Genomic DNA, 26,546 nt, shown 5'->3' with positions numbered 1-26,546 from the left:
GGCATACCAGGCAAATGCCTGTAAGCCCATAGTATTATTATTTTACCTGTATTAACTTAACGGGGCCTAACAAACCAGCGTCATATTTACTAAAATCGGGCACACCTACCCAGCCCCAGGTGCGGAGCTTGCCCAGATCCGATTTCACCCACATTTCATTAACCATCAGGTTCCCGACCCGTATTCTTATTTTATTTTCTCCCTCCTGCAGGTACTTGGATATATCAAATACAAAGGGCGCCCATAGCCGGTCTCCAACGGGTTTATCATTTACAAACACTTCCGCCATATATTTTACATCACCAAGATCTATAGAAGTCCTGGTATTTACATCTTTCAACACAACAGGCATTTCATAATCAATATATCCTGAATACTGCTGAAGTCCATAGGCATACCAGGATTGCAGGGTGCAGTTTGCTTTACTGCCAACAATAAATTTCAACGGGGCAGTCAGCGTCTGCTCACTTTTGACGGACCTTGCAAACGACAGCAACCGTGCATCAGCAGGCAAGTCAATTGACGCCGCCGCTACGTTTGTTTTTACGCCATCCATCCAAACCGTTGTGCCAATCATATTATCAGGGAACACTACTGTTTTTGCACCGACTGGTATATTGACCCTCCAGTAGCGGTAACCGGTGGCATCATTATCCTTTATTTCATCCTTCTGCCCATCCCCGTTCCGCTTTTTCGCTGTCATAAAACTGGTATACTTCCATTTTGAATCATTATATGCCAACAACATAAGATCTTCACTTAACCCGTTGTCGGCTAACGTGAATGAAGTGGCCGTGGTTTTATAAACAGTGTCTTTCCCCGGATAACTGATGGTCCATTTATCATCGAGCTTAATTTCTTTTAAATCAGATTCATGCTGTACCAATGGATTCATATCGCTTGTTCCGGGCTCAAATACAAGCCAATAACCTTCGTAAGGTTGTAAAGTCATTTTTACTTTGTTATATCCCTTCTCCTTCATGTATGCAACGGGTGTACGTTCCCCGGTTTCGCAATTCCATATCTGCGCCATGCCATCGCCATCCCTGAACCAGGCTGAAAAATTTCTCACGGTATCGGAGTTATTGGCAAGCCAGTAAAAGTGGTTATTGGAAATAGTTCTGTGAGCAGTGTAGAGCCGGCCTGAGTTCTCCAACCGGATCTGTGGCCGGACCCTTTCATTCAAAGCAGTAACCATTTTACTCAGCCTGTCTTTATCTCCCGACAGATCAATAACATTGGGCAACCGCTTTAATGCATTCATCTGGCTAATGATCAACGCATCTTTCATGCCTTTCTCCGGCGATCCTTCTGGTGTTGTACCCAGGAGCAGCACAGCGCCTCCTTTTTTAGCAAATTCAAGTATCTTACCTGATACGGCATGAGAAATAACACAAGCCGGTGGAAGAACGATCGCCGAAAAGTTGTGGTCATTAATAGTGATCTTTGCACCGCTATTAATGGCTCCTGTTTTTCCTTTATCCAGGTAATATTTATCAGCGATTAAAAAGTCGATGTTATTTTTATTTAATTCTCTCATAGCATCGGAATACACCTGGTTGATCTCGAGTGAAAGCGTATCCCAGACTTCTTTGCCTTCCAGCAAGCCAAAATTTTCCTCATGCGTAAAAAAGCCTTCAGCATTTGCCCAGATACTTTCAAGCGGGTTTACCAGGAGAACATCCGCCACAAGCTTACTTTGCCTGTTCACAAAAGCAGCTCGCCTGGAAAAGTCCGTCCAGTTATGCAAATAAGGCCAATATGGATTTTCGGTAAACCAATCCGGCGGATACGGATCCTGGACAATTTTCCGGTTAACGTTAATTCCATGTGGCACCACGTGGTTAATACCAAATGATGTAATAGAATTAATAGTCATTTTCATCATAGCGGGTGTTTGCTCCCATCCTGCAACGCCCATAATTTCACTCATAAAAGGACGATCTTCCAATTCGGCTACTGTTTGCACTTCCTTAAAATCATGAACATCCTGCGATTTCATTAAAAGACAATCTGTTCCGGGCATAGTTGCTGTTCTTGTAATGCGCATAAAATCGCCCATGGCGGCAGTTTGTAACAACAATGATTCTTCCCACAGATTGGAGATGTAATACATGTTGTATTGTTTGAGCCAGTTCACCAAAGGCTCAAAGTAACATTTGTTATATACGTCTGAAACAACATCAAACCAATCACAACGGGCTTTTGCAAACAAACCGTTGTTGTCTTTTTCTGTCAAAAGGGGAAGCCATAAACGGATATCCTGGTTTTTCATTTCCTTATACCGTTTGGCAAGATATTCTGACCACGCCATCCGCCAGCCATAGTCGCCTTCATTGTCAACAAAAACGCCAGGAATTGTTTTCCCCATATCATTTGCAAAATGTTTGGCGTACTGCGCGTGAACAAGCGGGATAAAAACTTTCATTAATCCGGGATCGAGATAGTTAACTTTCCCACCGTCAATTCCGGGATGGAATTTTTTTGTGTAAGTATACACCACCCATTGGCCCGGTGGCGCCGTCCATTTGAAATGGCTTCCTTCTCCAATGATCCGCAGCGATGAGGCATCAATGGCATTGCCGGCTATTTTACCTGCCACGGCAAAATCTGTTGAATCATAATAAACGGTCGATTTCCCCGTTACCTTATACCGTTTCCAATCCAGGTATTTTGCCTCCAGCTCAGGATGCTGCGCTAATACCCGTCCTGCAGCCTGCCCACTTGGCCAGTCGTATTCATCACAATAACCCAGGGTAAATCCTTTGTTCTTTGCTGCCTGCATAGCATTCCCGAAACTGCTGAACCAGGGTTTTTCCAGGTATTGCTTATATGGCAATGAAGAAAATGCCGGGTTTAAGCGATCCATTGAACCCCGGGGATGTGCATATCCGGGGTTCAGTCCCTGCTTCATCATTTCCTCTGCCATAGTAGCTGTAAAATGATCATCCCTGATGGTATCATCCCAGAACCAGAAAGTATGCGGAGCATAGAACATTGGGGGGCTAACAAACATTTGTTGAACCGTTTTGGGGTCGCTATATTTTTTTTGCCATTCAGATTGCCCGGATATATTCAAAGTAATTGTCAGCAACCAACCGGTAAAAAAGATGTTCAGATATGTATATTTCATTACTGTTTTGAGTTAATAACTGGTATGAATATTATTTTCAATAGAAATCCATCAATGCTACACGCGATATTAATTATAGCCGGGGTTTTGCACTAACTTATCGTTCTTATTCATTTCACTCCTTGCGATTGGTAAAAAGTAGGCCTTATTATCCCACTTTCCACTTGTGATCTCCACGGGGGTAATAGTAGGAATGGTGGCAGTTGTATGATCGGGATTCAGTTTGTACACCACCTTAACCCCATGCATTGGGTGATAGGCTTCCGGCCCGATCATCCAGCGGCGCACGTCAAAAAAGCGGTGGTTTTCGTACACCAGTTCAATACGCCTTTCATTCCGGTATCTTGCTGACAAGGCTGCGCCGGCATCCATTACATCAGGCATGGCCGCTTTTTTCCTGATCATATTAATGTAGGTGCGTGCTTCCGCCTCCTCTCCCAATCCAATACAGGCCTCTGCATAATTGAGTATGATTTCACTGTAACGGATGAAGCGCCAGGTGAGGTCATCCTGGTGATTTACATACATATCGGTTTTGCGGTTTATAAATTTAAGCATACAGGTACCGGTATTATTATAACCGCCTCCATAAACCACGCTGTTCCTGCTATCTAACCCATATGTATACACGATTTTATTAGCGGCGGCATCCCACTTTTCCCAGGTACCTACCTGCAAAACTCCTACGGGATCGGCTGCCAGTAAGCTGGATGGCCTTGACCTGAACCTTGCCCCTTCGTATAAAATGGAAGCATAAAAACGCGGGTCCCTGTTTTTATATGGTTCGAGATTCTGTGCAGGGTTGGTTCTGGAGAATTTAGTGCCATCACTCATTTCATAAGCGTCTACCAATTCGCTGGGGGCGCCGTTTGTTTCAATACCGCCATATCCATTTGGGAAAACCTGCCAGTAGTCAACTCCCTGGCTTACGGAGGCATTGTAATAACGAATAAAGATGTCTTCTATACTATTTTTTGAGATAAACAGGTCCTCATAATTCTGAACAGCCTCCTCTGTTGATGCAGGACCGGGCTGATACAAACCATATATGCCCAGGTCTATTACAGCCTTAGCGGCCGCTTTGGCTGCCTGCCAGCGTTGCTTCCTGTCGCCATCTACATATCCCAGGAGCTCAGGGTTGGAAAACCCGGAAAATGTTGTATTATGAAGATCGCTGGCCGCATAAAGCAATACTCTTGATTTAAGCGCCAAAGCGGCGCCTTTTGTTACTCTTCCTTTGTTGACACCTGTATTCACCAGGGGTAATAATGCAGCCGCCTTATCACATTCACCGGAAATAAATTGCACGCACTCTGCATAGCTGTTCCGGGCGGCGGAAAAGTTGTCTGTTAATTTATAGGATTTCGTAACCAGGGGTACACCGCCAAAATAACTGATGAGCAACTGATAATACCAGGCCCTGAAAAAAGTGGCTTCGCCCTTCAACCTGTCTTTTAGTGTAACGCCATCAATCAGCGCCGGATCATCCGGCAATTTGTCTATATTTTCCAGGAATATATTGCAGTCCCGGATAGCGCTGTACCTGCCGTTCCAGTCGCCCCAGCCTGCATTATCAGGCGACATCAGCATGTTGCTCATATTATAATCATTTCCTGCATCATAGCATCGGGCCTCATCTACAGCCAGCGAAGTCATGAAGAACGACCAGGGGTTCTGGTTATAAATGCTGTTCATGTTCAGTTGTATGAGGTTGGGATCAGACCAAACATCCGCTTCTGTAAATTGCGTGGAAGGTTTTGTGTCAAGGAAACTTTTGCCACATGATGTTAGCAGCAGTGACATAAACCCGATAGTGATATATATTAAGTTTGAGTTTCTGTAATTCATACACTTTGATTTTAGAATGTTGCCGTTAATCCTACGTTAGTGGTTTTGTTCAATGGATATACTTCACTGTTCACCCATATGGAGCCTGGAGCGTCGTCAGGAGATTCAGGATCAAAATCCTTCATCTTTGTAAACGTTAAAAAGTTTAGGGCGCTGACATAGATCCTCAGCGATTGTATGCCTATTTTTTGCGCAATGCCGGATGACAGGTTATAACCAACCTCAAAGTTTTTCAATCTTAAATAATCACTGCTTCTAACGAAGTAGGTATTATTAGGTTCCCCATCTGTCATCCAATATGCGCCGCCACGCTCCCATACTCTCGGGTTAACAGCACTTGGATGTTCCGGTGTCCAGCGGTCTTTTACAAGGTTGTACATAAAATTCCCGACACCTGGCCCGCCGGAAAAAGTCCGGTAGGATCTTTCCGCACCGGCCGCTCCCTGGAATAATACATTTGCGTAGAAGTTCCTATACTGTAAATCGATACTGAGCCCGCCGGTAAATGTTGGTATGGTAGTTTTGTTGCTTCTAACCTGGTCCTGTCCATCAATCTGTCCATCGTTATTTACATCTTTGAATATAATATCTCCGGGGCGGGCGCCTGTCCAATGAGGGTATTTATCAATCGCTGCCTGGTCTGCGAATACACCTATTGCCTGGTAATACAATCTTGCGTTCATCTGGTTGCCGGTAGACTTCTGATAGTCGGGCACGCCGGGTGTTTCATCCCAGAACCTGATATGATTCTTTGCCCAGGCGCCGTTGGCAGACACCTGGTATTTGAAATCGCCAGCACTACCGCGATATGATGCCTGTAATTCAAAGCCTTTGTTAACCACTTCCCCGATATTTTCCTGCGGCAGGCTTAATCCGGCAGAACCTGGCACAGAAGCGTTTCGGTAGGCCAGGATATTGGTACGCAGGTTGTAGAAATAATCGGCGCTTACCGCTAATTTATTATTGAGCAGTTCCACATCAGCACCGATATTGGATTGATTGGCTACTTCCCAGGTAACCCCGGCGTTTGGAATACGTAATGCTTTCAACGCCTGTTGCGGAACATTTTCATTAAATACATAACCACCATTGTAGCCATAGGTTGTAAGGTATTGATAGGGCCCTATCCGGTCGTTACCTGTTTTTCCCCAGGAGCCTCTTATTTTCATTTCATTGATAAAAGCGATATTATCTTTCCAGAATTTTTCATTAGAGATCCTGTATCCCAGGGATATCCCTGGAAAAAAACCAAATTGCTTGCCGGCCGGATCAAAAATATAAGAGCCATCGTACCTCCACACAAATTCAGCGAGGTACTTTGCGTCATAGGCATAGCTTAGTCGTCCGAAATAATCTAACCTGCGGGCCACACCGGATGATCCTCCATTATCTTTTAATTCATTACTTCCTAAATCCAGTTCGTCAAGAATATCGCTGGTATAGTTTCTCCTGAAAGCCCAGAAATTCATGTTATCACCGGCAATACGTTCCGCCGCAAAAAGAACTTTAATATCATGCTTATCAAAAACCCTGTCATAATTTAACAGCGCATTGAGGGTTACATTAGAATTGTTATCCATCCACTGTTGCAGTCGCGGATCAGTGTTTCCTTTCTTGGATGCTACCAGCAGCGGAGTTCCATTGGCATCTAAACTTGTTTTATCCCAGGTATAGAGGAACCATGGCTTTCTGAATTGTTTGGTACTGACAATAGTTCTGTCCATTGCTGCATTACCGGTTAACGACAGTCCTTTTACCCATGGAATAGTAACCACGAGCCTTACATTACTCTGAAAAATATAACTTCTTGATTTGGTGTACCCCGTGGCATCTGTAACCAGCACTACCGGGTTAGCGCCATATTCAATATCCGGTCCGGGCAAGCCATTAGGCCATCTCGCGGGCCAGGTAGGAAAAGACCTGTTTAATGCCCAGAAAACATTTTGTGCCTGATCGGCGCTTCCCCCATTGGCGCCACCGCCTGAATAGTTCCTGTTTTCCTGCCGCCCAACCACATCAAAACTCAAACGGATGTTGTTAGTAACTTTTGCGTCAATATTACTTTGAAAATTAGTCTGCGAATAGTTGGTAGCTCCGTCCCTGAAAATCCCGTCGGTAAAATTCGATCCAAGTGAAATGAAATACTTTATGGCCTCAGCGCCGCCTGACAATGTTAAGTTGCCATAGCGTTGCGGGGAATTTTTCCTGATTGTTTCTTTAAACCAATCCGTATTGGGATGCCCCCAGGGATCAGAGCCATCCTTATACTTCTGGATATCTTCTGCCGAATAAGGCAATGGGTCGCCGGGATGATAAGCAGCGGAAATTTCATTCTGTAACTGTGCATAAAGGGGCGCATCCGCCATTTTGGGAAGAACGGTAGGTGTATTCCATCCCTGGTTCAGGGAGAATTGAATGGTGGGCTTACCGGATGCGCCGCGTTTGGTGGTGACAAGGATAACGCCATTGGCCGCCTGTGATCCGTATATCGCTGCAGACGCATCTTTTAAGATCGTAACAGATTCAATGGTGGCGGGGTCCAGCCGTTCCAGGCTTCTGCCGGCAATGCCGTCAACAACCACCAGCGGGGAATTATCGCCAAGTGTATTGGCCCCACGTATTCTTAAGGTGGATCCGTCATTTCCAGGCTCGCCTGTTCTGGTAATAGCCACCAAACCAGGTAACCGGCCTGCTAAGGAATTGGAGAAATTACCCGCCGGTGATTTAACCAGGTCGCTTCCTTTAACAGAAGCAATGGAGCCTGTCAGTGTTTCTTTTTTGCGGGTTCCGTATCCAACCACCACAATGTCATTTAACCTGGCATTGCTTGGGGTAAGCATCACCGTTAGTACCTCTCCATCTTTCATGGCTGTTACCTGTTTCACTTCATATCCTATAGAAGAAAAAAGCAGGACTGCACCCTTAGCAACGCTAATCTTAAAGGAGCCGTTTTCATCAGTGGTTCCACCGGCAGTCCCGCCTTTTATTCTTATAGATACATTGGAAACGGGTTGACTGCTGTCTGACACAACATTACCGCTTACCACTATTTTTTGCTGAGCAAAGGAAATTTGTGAGATGCCCAAAAGGAATAGCAATAAAAATGATGCTTTGATAGGCAATAGAGAATCAAATTGCTTGTTTAACATAACATGAGATTTTGGTTTTAAACATCGCTGGTAGTGGAATTATTTACAATTTAGAAATGACGGTTACTGCTGTGCGGCGGCAGGCCGACAGGTGGTTGATGCATTCATAAAGATTAATTTTTCAAACGTGAATTTAACCCCCGGTTGCTGATCTACAGCCGGAATGAAACGTTGATATCATCACAAAAAGTGCTACTTTTATATGAAAACTTTCTATCAAAAATTTCCGCCATAAAACAATTTAAAGTCAGTCGGATTAAAGTCAGTCGGAACTTTAATATTTCAGTAATCATCTATCCTGTTTTTCAATTAAGTTGGTAATGCAAAGTAACCTGAATCTAAAAGGTGCAGTGATAAATTCTGATGGAATCATTTAACTTTTTGACACACCAATGAAAAATAAAAGGAATCAAAACGTCAATTACCTGACAGTAAATGAAACAGACGAACTGTGGGGATTATACACCACTACTATTGGTTTCCAGGTTATATCGCCCAATAGTGACTACCCTCCTAAAAGCCATCCTTCGGCATATTGGTTCAGTCCCAATACCGGAAGGGTATTGCAGGAATACATCCTGCTGTACATTACAGAAGGAGAAGGTTCATTTGAATCGGCAAGCTGCAAGCTAACTAAAGTCGTTGCCGGTACTATCCTGTTGTTATTTCCCGGCGAATGGCATACCTACCGGCCGCTTAAAGGCAAAGGATGGAATGAATACTGGGTGGGTTTTAATGGTAGTTATATGAAACAGTTAACCGGTAATCTTTTCTTTTGCAGGAAAAGCCCGGTCTATAATGTGGGGTTTAATGAACAGATTGTGGCTTTGTTCAACCAGGGTATTGAAACAGCCAATTACCAGAAAATGGCCTACCAGCAGGTACTTTCCGGCATTACCAGCCTGCTGTTGGGCTTCATCTTTTACGCTGAGAAAAACAACTCTTTCAGAGATAAAGCCATCATCGCTCAGATTGATAAAGCAAGAATGATGATGCGCGAAAAAACCGGTGATAATGTTACTCCCGAATCCATCGCTAAAACGCTAAACATAGGCTATTCCTGGTTCAGAAGAGTATTTAAACAGTATACAGGATTTTCACCCGCACAATATCAACTTGAAATAAAATTGCAGAAATCAAAAGAATTGCTGGCCAGTACGATATTACCGGTAAAGGAAATTGCCTTTCACCTGAACTTTGAGTCTGCCAGTTATTTTGTAACGTTCTTTAAATCAAAAACGGGATTACCGCCCGGTGAATACCGCGATAAGATAAAAGGCAAATAAAGCGATGAAACATAATTACCTGCAACGGCGTTTCATTCAACGGCAAATGTTTTACGATAAGTATTAGGAGAAAGGCCAACTTTCTTCTTAAAGATCCTGGAGAAATAATAAATGCTGTCGAACCCTGTTTGATCTGCGATTTCCTCCACGTTAAGCAATGTTGATTCAAGCAGTTCTTTTGCCCTATCTATGCGTAAATTTAAATGGTATTGATTAGGTGACAACCCCGTTACTGCCTTAAAATTCTTCCTGAATGCAGAATATCCCATAGGCAATTGCCGGGCAAGTTCCGGGATATCTACAGGGTGCTCCAGTGATTCCTGTAACAGGAACTTTGCTTTCGTTATTGCCTTTTCCAGCGGACTATGATCATATTGTTTACTTAGCGATATGGTATTGACCAAACCGAGTATCTGAAGTGTTAAACCCGCAATCTGTTGTGAGTAACCTACAAGCGAGGCATTTACAACATCAATCATCTTTTTAAATAATACCAGCATATCTCTATCCAGCCCTGTTTTGATACATGGCTGATTGGGATCAAAAAAGCCTTGTTTCATCAGTTGATCAACATAGTACCCGTGAAAGCCAATCCAATATTCTTCCCATCCCGAGCGGATATCCGGCCTGTAACGATGCCATACTCCCGGGAAAAGAAAAAAACAGGTTCCCTCCTCAATTTCCACCGGCTCCGTTAATGCCGAACAGAATGTTCCTTTTCCTTTTGAAATAAATATCATGTAATAGTCCGTCAGAATCCTTCCCCTGTTCCATGTAAGCTGATGGCTTTGGGGATGTTCTTCTTTAGGATAACGTTCATTCGGTGTTACTTTTGAATACCCCACCGTAGTTACATAAATTCCCCATTTCTCCTCGACTGGACTTGTACTCAGATATTTAAAAAAGTTATTGCCCATTGAATTATCTTTTCTCTTAAGTATTGGTGGCAACCGGCGTTATTAAAGGCGGGAAATACTGCCGCCGATCAACACAGCATAACGTGTTAAGAGATAAAGTTAGCAAAAATACGTTAGCAGGTAAAATAATGTGGAGCTGAATACATGAGGGTTATTGTTGTGGAGCAATTATATCTCTCAGCAGATGCATCATAAATAAATTCACTTCCCATTGTGAAGCTACCGGGGTATTACCCGGCGAAGTAGTCCACATATAAGGCGGTGGCCCAAACTCCGTTGTAATGGTAAGTAGGGATATGCCTTCGGCTTCCTTTTCCCGGATGATCCCGGACCACAGGCCGGTAAAGTAGTTCAGCGGCTCGGCCCATTCCGGCAGTCGCAGATCAGGTATCTGCGGTCCTTCAGGAAACCCCACACGGGCATGTATATGTACGGTGCGCCTGATTGCTTCGTCAACCGTTTCTTTGAATCCTTCAAGATAGCTTTCTGTAACACAAACCCAGTGTGAGAAATCGGCGGTTACTTTCATGGAAGGTCTTAGCTTAAACAGTTCTTTCGCATTGCCCGGGCTGAATCCAATTCTTCCCCGGTGCGTTTCATGCGCGATAACAATATTATTCCCCGCTGAAAAATTTTCCGCCGCATCAATAACGGCAAGTTGTTCATTGATCGTAAAGAAATCTCTTCCTGAATGCGAATTAATAATTACCGGTTCACATTCCATTGCCGCATTCAGATGATATTCAAAGCTCCTGCAAAAGGCTTGTATATCCGCACCTTCCGCCTGATGCTGTTGCACAACTATTGGTAATCCCAGTTCTTTGCTACGTTTGATAAATACCTTCCTGTCATTTTTATTCTCGGGTAGCCAGGAATCCACGCCGTCATATCCTGCGGATATTACCTTTTCGAGAAAAGCTTCTACGGGGATGTTTTCGTGGCCCCATCGCGTACAAAGGATTTTTATCTGCATGTTATCAACTAAAGGCTTTGTATTTATAAGAAATTGCTTCTATAGGGTAGAGCTTTAGCTTACAAAAATAGGTGGTGGAGTCAGCGGTGAAGAAACATAAATGAGATTTTTTTTGTGTTTTCTGACATTTTTGGGGAACAACTGTGACGATAGGCAGCATGATTGTTGTGGATCGACCTTATTAAACGGTAAACTGATACACCTCGTCTTTTGACAGATCCCATTCATAAGCAGCTACAGGGATATCCGCTAATTGCGTTTTCAATAACGGGTGATCGATCTCAACATTCATCAGTCCCTGCCCATCCCTGATTTTTTCAATCAATCTGATTTCATATGGAATATAATTTAACGAAAGGATCTCGGAGAATTTATCTTTTAAATCCAATGAGCTGTAGATATGAAAATCACAAAGCTCCAACAACAATTCGCTTAATAGCTTTTCATCTGTTGTTGACCAATTATCCAAAAACTTTTTATAAATATTCCCTTCCGGCAAAGCTGCATACAGCTGCTGATTGATTTCTTTTGTTTTGTTTAAATCATACAAGATCGCCATGAATAAATGATGCGTTTCCTTTTGCTCATATTTTCCCTTATCCTCCTCAAACAGCCATTGGAAATAGTCTCTCGAGCGCTTCGCAAGATCGTTCATACCCCAAAGAACTGCTAAGCCGATAATTGGCCCTACTGATCTTGACGTTACTTCTTTATAAGAAAAAAGGGTTTGTAAAATATGCTGCTGCCACAACAGATAACGGGTGATGAACATCCATCCTTCTTTTTTATCATTCAAGATCAAATGTTTAGGATATTCGCCGGAATGCACTCCAATTCCTATTGTGAGATTCCGTGCAATTGTTTCCTTAAAACCGTCTTTGATATCGTCCTGGATGCTTTGCTTTATCAGATCATAATATTGATGGATTTCTTCCTGACTTACGCCTTTTTTTTTCGTCTTATCTATCTGTTTTTTAAAACTGCTTATTATTTTTTTCTGCTCCATATGCTTAGACCTTATATTCTATAATAATCAATCTTTCCAACAGCCATCGTCCAAAAATGTCCTGATTTTTCCAGATCCTGATCCATTACCTCCTTTGCTGCTTCATATGAGCCATCTGCTTTCATTTCAGCAATAGCAGCCGCTATATCAGTGGGAACAGCTGCTCTCCAAACTCCAACAGAGATTTCTAAAAAAGAATAACTATACGGTACTTCAAAGTCATCAATTTCTCCGTTATTTTCATTTGTTAGCAAAGTTACAAGCTCATTAGCCGGAAGTTTGAAAGGGCTGATACCATAAATATTGAATTCGGAATTTCCGGAATAGGGTCCCTGACATTCGATAAATTCCAATAAGCCATTCTTATCAAGATCAAACCTAACATCCAGATTTTCATAAAAAACCTGATTTTCATCCTCGTAGTCCGGGCTGCCAAGTAAATTTATAAGATCGTTCTTTGTTTGACCAAAGCTTATTTTACTTTCATTTATGATAATTCCTTCTAATGGTTTTAATGTAATTCTGTTCATAGCTTTTTGAAAAATAAACTCTATTTTAACATTAAAATTTTATTTAAGCATTTAAAAGTTTTTACCAAACATCCCCATCCCCAGCCTCATTTCCCCGATAGAAGATAATGACCAATCTAAAAATTATTAACTATTTTCGTTCACTAAGTCGTGTGCTCGCATATTGAGCGATAGGAAAAATTATAGTCCGGCGCATTACCCGGAAGAAACCGGCATCTAAATTATTGCGTCACAGCAACTGTTCAGACATTTTTGATATACCCTCCTGCGAAAGCTCATATTTTCAAAATTATTTTTTAAGACGAACTGTTAACGGTATAGGATTGAGCAACAACAATTTAAATACGGAACCGGATGAGCGGGAGACACTGAAACTGGTTGCACTGGGGGATGAACGGGCATTTAGTCGCATCGTCAGAAAGTACTCCCAGGTAATCTATCCCTACCTGCTTTATTGGCTTAAATCGCCTCAACTGGCCGAGGAAGTGGCCCAGGATGTTTTCCTGCGCCTCTGGAAAAACAGGCACAAATTACCGGATATCAGCAATTTCTCAGGCTATGTATATGTGGTTTCCCGGAACTGCGTCAACTCCCAGTTTGAACGCGGATTATTAGAAACAGCTGCTCCGGATGTGGCTCAAATCGATCTGGCGCTGACCAATCCTCAAACAGACCTGGAGACTAAAGAACTGGCCACCATTATGGGGCAGGCCATTGAATCCCTGCCACCACGACGCAAAGAAGTATTCCTGTTAAGTCGCAACGAACAGTTAACGTACGAGGAAATTGCCGCTCGGTTGGGGATTTCGAGAAGTACGGTGAGAGAGCATATGGTGGAGGCATTAGTCTTCCTGCGAACTTATTTAAAAAGAAATGCCGGGATCATTATCACCCTGTTATGGGCGTTAATTAACCTGTTGTGAAGAGACGATTAAATAATTACCAGATTTTTTTTATTCCCGACCCGTCCTACCCCTCTTTAAACCGGGTCTTTATTACTGATTACAATGACTGAAGAGCAACTGACATATTATTTTGACAGATACGCCCAGGGAAACCTGAGCAAAGAGGAGCGTATTGTGTTCGCTGACCTGCTCAAAGATCCGGCTAATAAGGACATGGTAGCGCGGATGCTGGACCAGGATTGGCCACTATGGGAAAACAATCAACAGGATTTTTCGCAGGAAATTGCCCGTATTGAACAGGGGGTGACCGCCAGGATTTATGCTGACCAATCCCTCCCAGATGCGCGTCCTGTACCTCGTATACATTCCCTGAAGAAATGGGGCTGGGCCGCTGCGGTATTGATGCTGTTTGGCGCCGGTACTTATCTTTATACGACCTCCAAAAAGACGGCAGGGGATTTCGTAAAAGGAAAAGTAATGCCCAATCATGATATTCTACCCGGATCAAATAAGGCGTTGCTGACTTTGTCAGATGGAAGAGCTATCACATTAGACAGCGCTGCCAAAGGCGCCATTGCCCAACAGGGTAATTCTTCAGTTGTTAAAACAGCCAACGGTGAAATTATTTACGATGTGAAGGGGCACTCCGAAGGCAAAGTGATGATGAATACCATGTCCACGCCCCGCGGCGGGCAATACCGCCTCACGCTTCCTGACGGTACAACCGTATGGCTTAACGCTGCAAGTGCTATTACCTTCCCGGCTGCATTTACAGGGAATGAGCGAAAAGTAAAAGTAAAAGGTGAAGTGTATATGGAAGTGGCGAAAAACGCCAAAATGCCTTTCATCGTGGATGTTGACGGGCAAACCACCGTTGAAGTGTTAGGCACCAGTTTCAACATCAATGCCTATACCAACGAAGGTACCATTGCCACCACACTGCTGGAGGGTAAGGTCAGGGTGTTGGCGGGTAATATAGCTGCTGCATCATCCGACCGGCAGCTTACGTACCAGGCGGTAACGCTGCGTCCTGGTCAGCAAGCCTTACAGCCGGATAACACCACCACCATCACCATTAATTCCGGCGCCGACCTGGAACAGGTGCTAGCCTGGAAGAAGGGCATTTTCAACTTCACGGGCAGGCCGTTTCAATCCATCATGAAAGATATTGAACGATGGTACGATATTGAGGTTAAATATGAAGGAGCTATTCCAACAAGGAAATTGAAAGGAGAAATGGACAGGGGCGTTCAATTAACTGATTTGATTCGCTTTCTGCAGGGATTCGGCCTGCATGTGGAACTGAAGAACAGAACATTGGTCATAGGAGAAAAGTAAATAAATCCCTGTCAGCCGAAATATGATATATACTTTGCCGGCAGCCAACCACCGGAACAGATCCGTGTATACGTGGATCACCTGTTCCGGACGATGAATATACTGAATAATTATCCCGGCAATTCCCTCTTAAAAGGGCCAGCATATACAATTCCTTACTCAAAACGAAAAGCCAATGATGGGGAAACATCATTGGCCGGGTAGTTTAGGTAACATTCAAAACAAAGTCTGCACAGACTGCTTATTAAGCACCTAAAACAGTTCCAAAGGTATGACAAAAACTGCTTTTTGTGGATGGCCCTCCCGTGGGGGTATCCGTCAAGTCACCAAAATCTTGTTAGTAATGAAACTAACTGCATTTTTTCTTACAGCCGCTTTTCTCAACGTATCGGCCATTGGATTTTCTCAAAATGTAAATTTCTCGGGCAAAAATGTATCGCTCGAAAAAATTTTCTCTGTTGTAAAGCAACAGACCGGCTACCTGTTTTTATACCAGGAAACTGATCTATCAGCAGCCAAACCTGTTACCGTTACGGCCACCAACGAGCCCCTATTACAGTTCCTTGAAGAGGTGTTCCGGAACCAGCCTTTAAAGTACCTGATTAGCAGCAAAACCATCAGCATATATCCGGTTGCAGCGCAGCCCACCGGAAATAAGGTTACAACGGTTGGTGAGCTTGCGACATTTCCTTTCAGCGGCGTTATTCTTAACCGCGACGGGGAAGCGCTCCCCGGCGCCAGCATCGTTATCAAAGGCACCAGAACGGGTACTGCAACAAAGACTGATGGCTCGTTTACCATCAACGTTAATGCAGGCGATGTTTTAGTGATCAGCAGGATTGGATATGGAAGCATAGAATTAAAAATGACCTCCGCCACCAATGCTGTTGTAGTGTCTTACCCGGCTGGCAAAGGTGACGGGGCAGCTCTTAAAACCGGTCAATCTATCTCTTCCGGCTTAGGCGGTTTTAATTTAATACTCCCTCCGTCTGTTTCTAAACTTGATGAAGTGCAGGTTATTGCTTACGGCACCACCACACAACGTTTTAATACAGGCAGTGTTAGCAGTGTGAAAGCGGAAGACATCGAGCGGCAGCCTGTAAGTAACGTGCTCGAAGCATTGCAGGGGAATGTACCAGGACTTTTCATCACGCGTTCCAGTGGTAACGCTGGCAGCCAGATGAATATTTCCATCCGTCAACAGCAATCCATCCCGCTACCCACCGGCAACAAAAGTATGCCGCTATTCATTATCGATGGGGTGCCATTCGTGGAAACGCCATTTGCCAGTGCAGGAGCCTCCGGTGAGATAGATCCCATGAACTCCATCAACCCTGCCGATATCGCTGAGATATCTGTATTGAAAGACGCCGATGCAACTGCTATTTATGGCTCCAGGGGCGCTAATGGTGTTATCCTGGTGACCACAAAGAAAGGCAAAACCTCCGAACCACATTTCGATTTCAATATTTATACAGGCGCCGGTAAAGTAACCAACTATTTACCGATGCTGAATCTTTCCGATTACCTGGCTATGCGGAGAACTGCTTTCGCTAATGATAAAATAACACCCGGTTTTTCAAACGCTCCGGATCTCACTATCTGGGATACAACAAAATCCAGGAATTTCCAGAAAGATTATATCGGCAATACCGCCAATCAAACAGAGGTTACCGGCGCATTTTCGGGTGGCAGTCAATATTTGCGTTACCGCTTTTCCAATACCTTCCGGCGTGAAACGACGGTATTTCCCGGCGACTGGGGATACAACCGCTACTCATCTCACCTGAGTATAGACAATACGTCGCGCAATGGTAAATTCACGCTGGGTGCTTCGGCCATGTATACCAAAGAATCCAATAACCAGGTGGCCAGCGACATTACCCGGTCGGTGTACATATTACCACCCAACTATCCCGTGCATAACCAGGATGGCAGTTTAAACTGGACAGGCGGATTCACCAATCCTGATTCCTACCTGTTGCAATCGGCCAGGTTCAAGTCGGATAACCTTTTAGCGAATGCCACTTTACGATATACGATACTGGCAGGATTAGACGCAAAGGTGAGTCTTGGGTATAATAAAATAGCTCAAACCAACGAAACATATCTTCCTAAAACCTCCCTTGACCCGAATAGTGGCTCAGGTGAATCAGCGGCTACGTATACATCCGACTATATTGAAACCTATATCGTGGAGCCACAACTAACTTACAACAGATCTCTGGGTGAGGGTACACTGAACGTGCTGGTGGGTGGTACCTGGCAACAATCCAGCTTTGCAGAACCATACTTTGTAAGAGCCACCGGCTTCTCCAACGATAAGCTGATGAGCTCCTGGACAGCAGCGTCTGATATCACTTTCAAAAGCAGCAGCTTTAAAGAATACAAATACGTTTCCGCATTTGGACGCATCAACTATGTACTGAAAGATCGCTATCTGTTCAACCTTACCGGCCGCAGGGATGGCTCCTCCCGTTTTGGTCCGAACCGTCAATTTGGTAATTTCGGCTCCGTTGGTGCAGGGTGGATTTTCAGCAGTGAGCAGTGGGTAAAAACAGCCATTCCATGGTTAAGCTACGGTAAACTCAGGGCCAGCTACGGAACAACGGGGAATGACCAGATCCCGGACTACGGATACCTTTCGTCCTATGGCAATCTTTTCTATCAATATGGCAGCGCTGGGATTTATCCTTTGCGAAGCGCCAATCCCAATTATGGATGGGAGTCCAACCGCAAATTGGACATCGGCTTAGAAACCGGATTTATAGAAGATCAGCTCTTCCTTTCGGCTTCCTGGTTTTCCAGCCGTACTGATAACCAGTTGGTGACTGCTCCCCTGTCTTCCCAATCGGGATTTTCTTCCTTTATCGGTAATATGCCGGCATTGCTGCAAAGCTCCGGATGGGAATTTGAGTTGAAAACAAAGAATATCAACCATAAAAAATTCTCCTGGAGCAGTTCTTTTAATATTACCATCCCCCGTAATAAGCTCATTTCCTTCCCTGGTTTAAAAACAACCGCCTATGCTTATGTATTTATTGAGGGACAACCTATCAACACTTATAACGGCTATCATTATACAGGCCTGAAAGATGGAATTGCTACCATCGCGGATCTCAACAAGGATGGGAAATTTACAACCGGCTTGTTAGAAACAGCAAACGGAGATTACCAGATTATATCCTCCAGTATTCCCGATTTCTATGGCGGGTTCAGTAACTCGCTCAAACTCGGCAGGTTTCAGTTGGATATCCTGTTACAGTTCGTGAAACAAATCAAATCCTCCGTTCGCTCCGCAGTAGGAATGCAACCAGGTGGATTGTCCAATCAGGACGACAAAATCATTACTGATGGCTTCAAGCCATCTACGTTGTCCGGCAGTGACGCTACTTATGCCTATAAAAATTACTACCTGTTTTCCGATGGAAACTATTCAGACGCCAGTTTTATAAGACTTAAAAACCTGAACCTCTCTTACGAGCTTCCAGGTTCCTGGACAAAGGCGATCCGGTTAAAATCAGCCGGGGCATTTATCAGGGCGCAAAACCTGTTTACCATCACCCGTTACCTGGGATTTGATCCTGAAACCGCCGGTGCAGTATTACCACCGTTAAGACAAATTGCCGCTGGTATCCATTGCTCACTTTAAATAATAGGGAAATGAAAAAACAATGCTTTTTATATACTTGTATCGTGTTATTGGCCGCCTCGCTCCTGAATGGTTGTAAGAAACTGATCGAGATAGGGCCACCAAAAGACCAGCTGGCTTCCAACAGTGTATTCCTGGATTCAACTACGGCGGAAGCAGCTATGATAGGGTTATATGCCAGTGTGGCGAACCCGAATCCGGGCAATGATTTGGGCACTTCCGTTACCATGTTCAATAGTATGTCGGCCGATGAAACGTACGCATATGCCATGAATTATTACGATGATTTTACGAATAACTCCTTAACTCCCATGATCTACTACGTAGATGGTTTATGGAGCACCATGTATAAAAATGTGTACATCGCCAATTCCGTTATCACCGGGATGGCTGAATCTCCCTTATCTGAATCATACAAACAAAGGGCTGCCGGGGAAGCCAGGTTCCTGCGGGCATTATGCTACTTTTACCTGGTGAATGAATATGGCGCCGTGCCATTAGTGTTGTCTACTGATGTAAACAGCACTACCACGCAACCCCGTGATAACGTGGATGCCGTTTATGACCAGATAGAAAGAGATCTTACAGATGCGCAAAAAGTATTGCCTGCCACCTTAGACATCTATGGCGGCATGCGTATACGCGCTACCACCTGGGCTGCCGATGCCTTCCTGGCCAGGGTATATCTTTACAGGGGAAAATGGCAACTGGCTGAAAGCATGGCTACTGCCGTCATTAACAATCCGGGGATGTTTAGTATGAACGACTCCCTCAACCAGGTATTCTTAGCCAACAACAAAGAAGGCATCCTTCAATTTGTAAATGGTATCAGCAGTTCATGGATCGCCAACAACTTCGTTCCTTCTTCATTCAGTACAACGCCTAAATTTGTAATCAACGACAGCCTCTATAATAATTTTGAACCCGGAGACAGGCGAAAAACCAGCTGGGTTGGCTATAAAAGCTATGGAGGTATTAACTATCCCTACCCCGCAAAATACAGGTATATGGCAGGTGTGGGCGCAGTGGAATATAACCAGGTATTGCGTTTGACAGAGCAGTTTTTAATCCGCGCTGAAGCCCGTACACAACAATCCAACTACATACAGGCAGCAGCTGACCTTAATAGCGTCCGGTTAAGAGCAGGTTTATCCAACACGAAGGCCAACGACAAAGCCACGCTGATGGCTGCCATTGAACATGAGCGCCGCATTGAATTCTTCTGCGAATGGGGACATCGCTGGTTAGATCTGAAAAGATTACCCGGCATCAATAACCCTGCTATCTCCAGGGCCGACGAAGTTTTATCGCAGCTCAAAGGAGGCCAGTGGCAGTCGACAGATGTTCTTTATCCCATTCCGCAATCTGCCATTAATTCTAATCGAAACCTGGATCAAAACAAAGGATATTTCTAGCGCCAGGTAAAAACCAAACATATGATGCGTTATCAATTATTCAGGCAATGGCTGCCTGCTGCCCTGCTCATGACCGGAACGGTCGTAGCAAAGGCACAATCCAGACAAGCAAAGCCGTTCATACTAAAGGGGCAGATAACTGCCCCGCAGTACCCTGTCAAACTTTATCTTCAATACGAGTTGAATGATAAAGAGCGGGCAACTGATTCCGCTACGCTGCAAATGGATGGACATTTCACCTTCAGCGGCAAGCTGGGCAGACCGGTATCTGCAAAGCTGTACATGATGCCACCGGGTGGTAAGTATGTTTCACGAAATTTCTACCTGCAACCTGGAAAAGTAGACATCCACACAACCAATTCCCTGGATTCAGCTACTGTGAAAGGCAGCCCCAATACGGCTGTCCTGGATGAATTTGTTCAACATGGAAATAAGTACGCAAATACTTTTACCTCTCTGAATACAAGAGCTTATTTCAACCGCGGACTGAAAGATTCCCTGCTGGCTATTAATGCGGAGCAGGAACAGGTAAAAAAGAAATTTGATGAGGAAGTAGCCGGTATCATCAGGCAGCACCCGAACGCCTATGCCTCCTGGGACATGGTTTATAGTTACCGTATAGCTTTAGATCCTGAAACGGTTGCCCCTTTATTCGAAGCGCTTAGCCCGGGGTTTAAAAATTCGGCAGATGGAAAAGCTTTGGCAAAACAGATCGCTAATGTCAGGAAAATAATGGTGGGTTCGCCCGCTCCGGATTTTACGCAGGCAGATACAGATGGCAATGCCATCAAACTGTCCTCCTTCCGGGGTAAATATCTGTTGGTTGACTTCTGGGCCAGCTGGTGCGGTATCTGCCGCGCGGAAAATCCCAACGTACTGCGTGCCTACAATGCTTACAAAGACAAAGGCTTCACCGTACTGGGCGTATCGATGGACGATTCGCTGCACCGGCCTCAATGGATACAGGCCATCCGGGATGATAATATGCCCTGGCAACAGGTATCTGACCTGAAAGGAAGAAATAATGAGGCTGCCATCCAATATGGTATCAAGGGAATCCCGCAGAATGTACTCATAGATCCTGAAGGCAGGATAATCGCCAAAAACAAACGCAACAGGGACCTGATGAACACCCTGATGGAAATCTTTGACCGGGGGCATAATATGCGTATGGATGGAGAGATAAAAGGCGAGAACGACAGCATCATTGTTTTTAAATATTACAACCGCAATAGTTACCGAAACGATACGGTGTCTATCCATAACGGCAAATTCACCTGGCTTGCTGAAATGCCGGAGCCACAGCGGGTAAACGCCACCATCCTTCCAAAAGGCGAACAGCTTAGCTTCTTCTCCGATATCGGGTACCTGCAGTTATCAGCTAATATCGATTCGTTGCCAAATTTCACATTAGAGGGCTCCGATATCCAGGATGAAGCCAATGCCTTTTATGCAACTACCAGGGAACTTAGTCCGCAGCAAAAGGAATTGCTGCAACAACTCACGGATGCCTCACAAGAGGAAAGGTCCAAAATAGGAGAACACTTGCTTACCCTGACAAGAAGCCGGTATACGGCTAGTGTTAAGGACTATGTAGAGAAACATCCCCTCAGTTTATTTTCCTTGCAACTGGTAAAGGATATGGCGGAAGATATGTCGGGGCCCCGATATAACACTGTTTACCCGCTTTATGCATCGCTGCCGGAAATAATCCGTGGAACGCCCACTGGCAAAAGGATAGCAGGAATGTTACCGTTGATGAAAAGAAGCGCCGAAGGCGCAATGATTGCAGATTTGTCTCAAGCCGATAGCAGCGGACAGGAAATTTCCCTTTCCAGCTTTAAAGGGAAGTATGTACTGATAGATTTCTGGGCGAGCTGGTGCGGGCCTTGCCGTGCCGAGAATCCGAATTTGCTGAAAGCATACAATAGTTACCAATCCAAAGGGTTTACAATCGTGGGCATCTCCCTGGATACCGATGCCAGCAAGTGGAAGAAGGCCATCAAAGATGATCAACTGCCCTGGACACAGTTGTCTGATCTGAAAGGCAGGGAAAATGCCATTGCAAAGTATTACAACGTGCGGGGCATACCCTGGAATATCCTGGTTGACAAGGATGGTAAGATCGTTGCTAAGGATTTAAGAGGCTTTGCCTTGGAGGAGAAACTGCTGGAGTTGATCAGGTAGATGACCGGTTTTATTGCCTTATGTCTTCAAAAAATGAATTATTTAATTATATTATTACCTTCATGTATGAAACAAAACCCAACGGTATTATATCAGCATGAAGCGAATGAATAAACGGGAGCTGCTTTTTATATGTCTTCTTATAATTTCTTTTTCCTGCGTGGCGCAAAGCCAGGGAGGCTTTGTGGGGTTTGGTCAACTTCCCGTAAAAACTCCGGATTCGCTATTGCAGCGACTAAGGCAGGCGGGTGATATTAAAGCAAAAATGCTTGCCACGGAGCCTTTAATGGCATTTCATGCTGCTCACGGCACAACAGATTCGGTTATCTTTTACTCCCAACAGATGATCGACGCGCTAAACAATAGTGATATAAAGGCCCGTGACAAGCTCCCCTATCAATCCACCCTGTACCACACTTTAGCGAAAGCTTATAGCGAAAAAGGGTTGTATGATGAGGCGCTGCGCTATTACCTCGAAGGCATCCGGTATGCAGAAGCGCTGAACAATGGTGCTGCTGTCAACGAAAATAAACTGGGTATCGCAAATGTATATTTTGCCCGGAATGAACACAACAAAGCCATTGAGGCATATAACGATCTGCTGAATACCTCCCATGATGAGCAACTGATACATATTGCGTATCAACAACTGGGCATTATCTACCTGGAGAGAAAAGATCTCGTGAAGGCAAAAGCCTATGCGGAGAAAGCGATCGTATTCTTCCGGCAGGAACACCAGTTAAAAAACGAGCTTCAAACAAAATTAATCCTGGGTATTGTTGCTGAACTTAGTCAGCATACAGAAGAAGCATTTTCTATATACAACGAAGTAAAAAACCACGCAGCCGCCAACCAGTTTTTCGACTTATATATTAACGCAGGTCAAAGATTGGGTGATCTTCTTATTGCTGAGAAAGAATATGAAGATGCCAAACGGTTACTTTCCATGGTATATGCAAATGCCATCCAATGGAACGACATGAAGGCGCAGCTAAAAGTGTTGAATAGCCTGCGAGCCGTGCACGCAGCCACTGGCGACTATAAAAATGCCTATGCCATCATGACGCAGTACATGGGTATTTCCAGGGAAATACTGGATCTGCAAAATAAAAAAGAGATCAATGAGCTGGAAATAAAATATCAGACCGTTCAGAAAGAAAAAGAGATTTTAAATAAAGAAAACGAACTGCAACATCAAAAAACAATAAAATATAGCCTGTTAATAGGATTCCTGGTGATCCTGTTACCTGTTATCGGCCTGCTGTATATGTATTACCAGAAGTTGCAGGCGCAAAGCAAGCTGAATGCCACCATGGATGAAGTGAATCAGCAAAAGATAGCCGTGCTGTTAAAAGATAAGGAACTGGCATTGCTGAAAGCCTCTGTGAGCGGGCAGGAAAAAGAACGGAAACGAATTGCAGAAGAACTGCATGACAGCATTGGCGGTAACCTTGCCGCCATTAAGCTTCGCCTTGCCCATCAAAATAATGTGACTGGAATAAAAGAGGTGATAAAACAGATTGATGACACCTATCACCAGGTGCGTGATCTTTCACATGATCTCATTCCACAGAAGTTCAATAATACCGGGTTTACAGAACTGATTGCCGGTTATCTCAGGCAATTTGATGTTCCGGGGAACGCCAAAATATCTTTCCAGGCTTATCCCAGGGAAGAAATAGATCTTATTGGCACCACGCTGAAAGTGGAAATCTATAAGATCATGCAGGAGCTGATCACCAATACCCAAAAGCATAGCCAGGCATCGAAAGTTGAAATACAACTGACAAAGATCGATGGTTTGCTAAAGCTGTTGTTTGAAGACAATGGCAAAGGTTTTCCTGTAGAAACCACCAAATATGGTATTGGGTTTCAGAATATACGGGAGCGGTTAAAATTATTTGATGGGGTGCTTTCTATTGACTCCTTTCCGTCGAAGGGCACCGTAATAGATATTGAAATATCCTTAAAACCAGAATGGTATGAAGCATAATATTATTCTAGCAGATGATCACAAATTATTCCTGGAAGGTCTTATCAGGCTGATAGAAAAGGACGAAAACCTGCATATCCTGTATTATGCGCATAATGGCAAGCTGGTGATGAATTACCTGGACCAGCATCCGGATGAGCAGGTAGACCTGGTAATCACAGATATCAGCATGCCGGATGTGGATGGCATCACGCTGAATAACCACATTAAAGAAACACGGCCGGAAATCTGCACGCTGGTGGTGAGCATGCACACCGACAATAATATGATTGATGCCCTTATTCAGCATCATGTGGATGGTTTCCTATCAAAAAATGCAGATTCCGATGAATTTCTTAAAGCGATAAAGATGATCCTGAAAGGTGAAAAGTACTTTTCAGACGCTGTAAAACAGGGTTACCTTAACAGTGCTTTTTACAAGGAAAAAGAAACCCTTGAAATGCTGACCTCGCGGGAAAAGGATGTGCTGAAATTAATTGCAGAAGAATACACCACCCAGGAAATTGCCGATAAACTCTTTTTAAGCAAGCATACCATTGAAAGCTACCGCAAAACACTTATCCTGAAATTAAAAGTACGCAACCTGGCAGGCCTCACCAGGTATGCTGTAAAGCTGGGACTACTCAGCTAACCCCCTGAAAACAGGGTATTGATTTTCACTGAAAACCATGTTGTTGCCCGGCATGCGGCGGTATACCTTTGTTTCAAATAAAACGGGATGATAGTTTTTTTTGGAATGAGGGAAAAAAAGATCGGCCTGCAGCCAGTGTATCAGCACTCCTGCAATCATTGTTCGCAGCGGAAAAGTCTGCACATACAAACGAACTGCGTTTACCTTCATGTGTTCTGGATCCCTGTCTTTCCCATTTATAAAAAAGCTTACAGCATTTGCAGCAGTTGCCGGCAGGCATTAGCCAGCAACGCCATGCCTCCGGACTTACATACAAAAGCCCGCGAACTAAAAAAACAAGCGAAAGTTCCCTGGTACCTGTTTACCGGTTCGGGCCTTGTAATGCTGTTCCTCATTTTTGCAATTTTCATTTCTAATACTAAAAATTAATCACCATGATTTACGGAATCTCTCTGATCTTATTAAGCATCATTGCTGTCCCTTCTCTAATACTATCCAGAAAACCCAACGCAAAGGAATTGTTGGAAAAAGTAGAACCTTATCAGGGATGGATAGGCATTATTTTCTGCTTCTGGGGGATCTGGGGTGTAGTAACTGCCGTGCTCCATATGGGCTGGCTTACCGCCGCTCCGATTTGGTGGACCACATTAACAGCTGGCAGCCTGGTAGAAGCCTGCCTGGGTTTTTTACTCGGATACCCGCTCATCACCAAATTATTCCTCTCCAAAAGCGAAAAGGCTATGGAAAAGGCGGTACAGATCCGGGCGAAAATTGCCCCCAAACAAGGTAAGCTCGGCATATTGGGCATTATCGTAGGCGTATGGATGATTGCTGCCTCTTTGATCTTTACGATAGCGTAGGAAGTTATTCTTCAGCAATTCAAAAATAAAACCAATGAAAAAAATATTATTGGCCGCAATGATGCTGTTTGCAGCATTGAACAGCCATTCACAGGGAAAAGAGAGTTCCATTGAAGTCAGGGGCGTTGCTAAAATAGACAGGGAGATTGAATCCTACCTGGTAGATTTTGCTATAGCAGCCGAATATGGAGAAGGGGAAGGGAAAAAAGCTTTTGAAGATCTTAAGAATACCTTTTTTGCCAAAGCGAAAGCGGCAGGCTTTGAAGAAAGCCGGTTTAAAGAAGATAAAATGGGATATCAGGCGTTGCAATATTACAGGGAAGGCAGCTTATACACATTTGAAACCCGTAACAAAGAAGAACTTTTAAAAGTTGTTAAACTGGCAAATGGAGTGGTGGTGACTATCGTAAGCACCCGGTTAAAATATAAACCTGTTAAAGACAGCGAAAAACTATATGCTACTGCATTCAGCGACGGCAAAGAAAAGGCTGCCACCATTGCAAAGGCCATCAATAAAAAATTAGGTGCGGCCATTACCGTGACAGATCTTACCTCACCTGAATCAGTATCTGAAGAAAACTTCTACTATAAGCCGGTAACAGATCAATATTACTATCTGTCTGTTAAATTTCTGATAGAGTAATAGTGATTTGCTACCGGCCTGCCATTCATTGTTATTACCCCAATAATTAAGCGAATAAAAAAGAAGCTGCCTCATAAATG

General features: G+C 44.1%; 19 protein-coding genes. 11 read left to right on the top strand and 8 right to left on the bottom strand.

The window, feature by feature from the left end:
• Positions 1-37 precede the first annotated feature (37 nt).
• From QFZ48_RS19385 to QFZ48_RS19375, 3 genes are all read right to left on the bottom strand, one after another.
• A complete protein-coding gene (locus QFZ48_RS19385; RefSeq protein ID WP_429063295.1) occupies positions 38-3,016 on the bottom strand; it encodes a glycosyl hydrolase in 2,979 nt (992 codons plus the stop codon).
• A 186-nt stretch (positions 3,017-3,202) separates the two neighbouring features.
• Positions 3,203-4,981, bottom strand: coding sequence for a RagB/SusD family nutrient uptake outer membrane protein (locus QFZ48_RS19380; protein WP_429063294.1), 1,779 nt, complete (start codon positions 4,979-4,981; stop codon positions 3,203-3,205).
• A gap of 11 nt (positions 4,982-4,992) precedes the next feature.
• Positions 4,993-8,130: a SusC/RagA family TonB-linked outer membrane protein gene (locus tag QFZ48_RS19375; protein ID WP_429063293.1), complete on the bottom strand. Its 3,138-nt coding sequence runs from the start codon at positions 8,128-8,130 to the stop codon at positions 4,993-4,995.
• Positions 8,131-8,522: 392 nt separating this feature from the next.
• On the opposite strand from QFZ48_RS19375, the gene QFZ48_RS19370 reads away from it, so the two are divergent.
• A complete protein-coding gene (locus QFZ48_RS19370) occupies positions 8,523-9,416 on the top strand; it encodes an AraC family transcriptional regulator (RefSeq protein WP_429063292.1) in 894 nt (297 codons plus the stop codon).
• 32 nt (positions 9,417-9,448) lie between these two features.
• On the opposite strand, the gene QFZ48_RS19365 is transcribed toward QFZ48_RS19370, so the two are convergent.
• From QFZ48_RS19365 to QFZ48_RS19350, 4 genes are all read right to left on the bottom strand, one after another.
• Positions 9,449-10,333, bottom strand: a complete 885-nt coding sequence (locus QFZ48_RS19365; RefSeq protein WP_429050442.1) for a helix-turn-helix domain-containing protein — start codon at positions 10,331-10,333, stop codon at positions 9,449-9,451.
• A gap of 151 nt (positions 10,334-10,484) precedes the next feature.
• Positions 10,485-11,306: a sugar phosphate isomerase/epimerase family protein gene (locus QFZ48_RS19360; protein WP_429050443.1), complete on the bottom strand. Its 822-nt coding sequence runs from the start codon at positions 11,304-11,306 to the stop codon at positions 10,485-10,487.
• Between the two features lie 181 nt (positions 11,307-11,487).
• Entirely contained in the window at positions 11,488-12,312 is an 825-nt protein-coding gene (locus QFZ48_RS19355) for a hypothetical protein (RefSeq protein WP_429063291.1), read from the bottom strand.
• A gap of 11 nt (positions 12,313-12,323) precedes the next feature.
• The gene (locus QFZ48_RS19350) at positions 12,324-12,842 is read right to left on the bottom strand and encodes a hypothetical protein (RefSeq protein WP_429050445.1); all 519 of its coding nucleotides are present in this window, start codon (positions 12,840-12,842) and stop codon (positions 12,324-12,326) included.
• Between the two features lie 323 nt (positions 12,843-13,165).
• On the opposite strand from QFZ48_RS19350, the gene QFZ48_RS19345 reads away from it, so the two are divergent.
• The 7 genes from QFZ48_RS19345 to QFZ48_RS19315 all read left to right on the top strand — a co-directional run bounded on the left by QFZ48_RS19345 (position 13,166) and on the right by QFZ48_RS19315 (position 24,963).
• On the top strand, positions 13,166-13,765 hold the full coding sequence (locus tag QFZ48_RS19345) for an RNA polymerase sigma factor (protein WP_429050446.1): 600 nt from the start codon (positions 13,166-13,168) through the stop codon (positions 13,763-13,765).
• Positions 13,766-13,849: 84 nt separating this feature from the next.
• Positions 13,850-15,085 (top strand): FecR family protein, encoded by a 1,236-nt coding sequence (locus QFZ48_RS19340; protein WP_429050447.1) that lies wholly within the window; start codon positions 13,850-13,852, stop codon positions 15,083-15,085.
• A 343-nt stretch (positions 15,086-15,428) separates the two neighbouring features.
• On the top strand, positions 15,429-18,737 hold the full coding sequence (locus QFZ48_RS19335) for a SusC/RagA family TonB-linked outer membrane protein (RefSeq protein ID WP_429063290.1): 3,309 nt from the start codon (positions 15,429-15,431) through the stop codon (positions 18,735-18,737).
• Positions 18,738-18,748: 11 nt separating this feature from the next.
• Positions 18,749-20,152: a RagB/SusD family nutrient uptake outer membrane protein gene (locus tag QFZ48_RS19330; RefSeq protein WP_429063289.1), complete on the top strand. Its 1,404-nt coding sequence runs from the start codon at positions 18,749-18,751 to the stop codon at positions 20,150-20,152.
• A 21-nt stretch (positions 20,153-20,173) separates the two neighbouring features.
• Positions 20,174-22,339: a redoxin domain-containing protein gene (locus tag QFZ48_RS19325; RefSeq protein WP_429050450.1), complete on the top strand. Its 2,166-nt coding sequence runs from the start codon at positions 20,174-20,176 to the stop codon at positions 22,337-22,339.
• Between the two features lie 226 nt (positions 22,340-22,565).
• Positions 22,566-24,332, top strand: a complete 1,767-nt coding sequence (locus QFZ48_RS19320) for a tetratricopeptide repeat-containing sensor histidine kinase (RefSeq protein ID WP_429063288.1) — start codon at positions 22,566-22,568, stop codon at positions 24,330-24,332.
• A complete protein-coding gene (locus QFZ48_RS19315; RefSeq protein ID WP_370908014.1) occupies positions 24,322-24,963 on the top strand; it encodes a response regulator in 642 nt (213 codons plus the stop codon). Before QFZ48_RS19320 ends, QFZ48_RS19315 begins: the two co-directional genes overlap by 11 nt.
• On the opposite strand, the gene QFZ48_RS19310 is transcribed toward QFZ48_RS19315, so the two are convergent.
• On the bottom strand, positions 24,952-25,173 hold the full coding sequence (locus QFZ48_RS19310) for a hypothetical protein (RefSeq protein WP_429051614.1): 222 nt from the start codon (positions 25,171-25,173) through the stop codon (positions 24,952-24,954). The genes QFZ48_RS19315 and QFZ48_RS19310 overlap by 12 nt on opposite strands.
• On the opposite strand from QFZ48_RS19310, the gene QFZ48_RS19305 reads away from it, so the two are divergent.
• The 3 genes from QFZ48_RS19305 to QFZ48_RS19295 are packed head-to-tail and all read left to right on the top strand — an operon-like array spanning position 25,069 to position 26,466.
• A complete protein-coding gene (locus tag QFZ48_RS19305) occupies positions 25,069-25,392 on the top strand; it encodes a zinc-ribbon domain-containing protein (protein WP_429051607.1) in 324 nt (107 codons plus the stop codon). The genes QFZ48_RS19310 and QFZ48_RS19305 overlap by 105 nt on opposite strands.
• A 5-nt stretch (positions 25,393-25,397) precedes the next feature.
• The gene (locus tag QFZ48_RS19300) at positions 25,398-25,823 is read left to right on the top strand and encodes a hypothetical protein (protein WP_370908015.1); all 426 of its coding nucleotides are present in this window, start codon (positions 25,398-25,400) and stop codon (positions 25,821-25,823) included.
• A gap of 34 nt (positions 25,824-25,857) precedes the next feature.
• The gene (locus tag QFZ48_RS19295) at positions 25,858-26,466 is read left to right on the top strand and encodes an SIMPL domain-containing protein (RefSeq protein ID WP_429050452.1); all 609 of its coding nucleotides are present in this window, start codon (positions 25,858-25,860) and stop codon (positions 26,464-26,466) included.
• Positions 26,467-26,546: the final 80 nt, after the last annotated feature.

This window comes from Chitinophaga sp. W2I13, from assembly GCF_050434005.1.
Lineage (GTDB): Bacteria > Bacteroidota > Bacteroidia > Chitinophagales > Chitinophagaceae > Chitinophaga.
The sequence above is the reverse complement of the archived record's forward strand: the minus strand, read 5'-3'. Positions and strand labels throughout refer to the sequence as shown.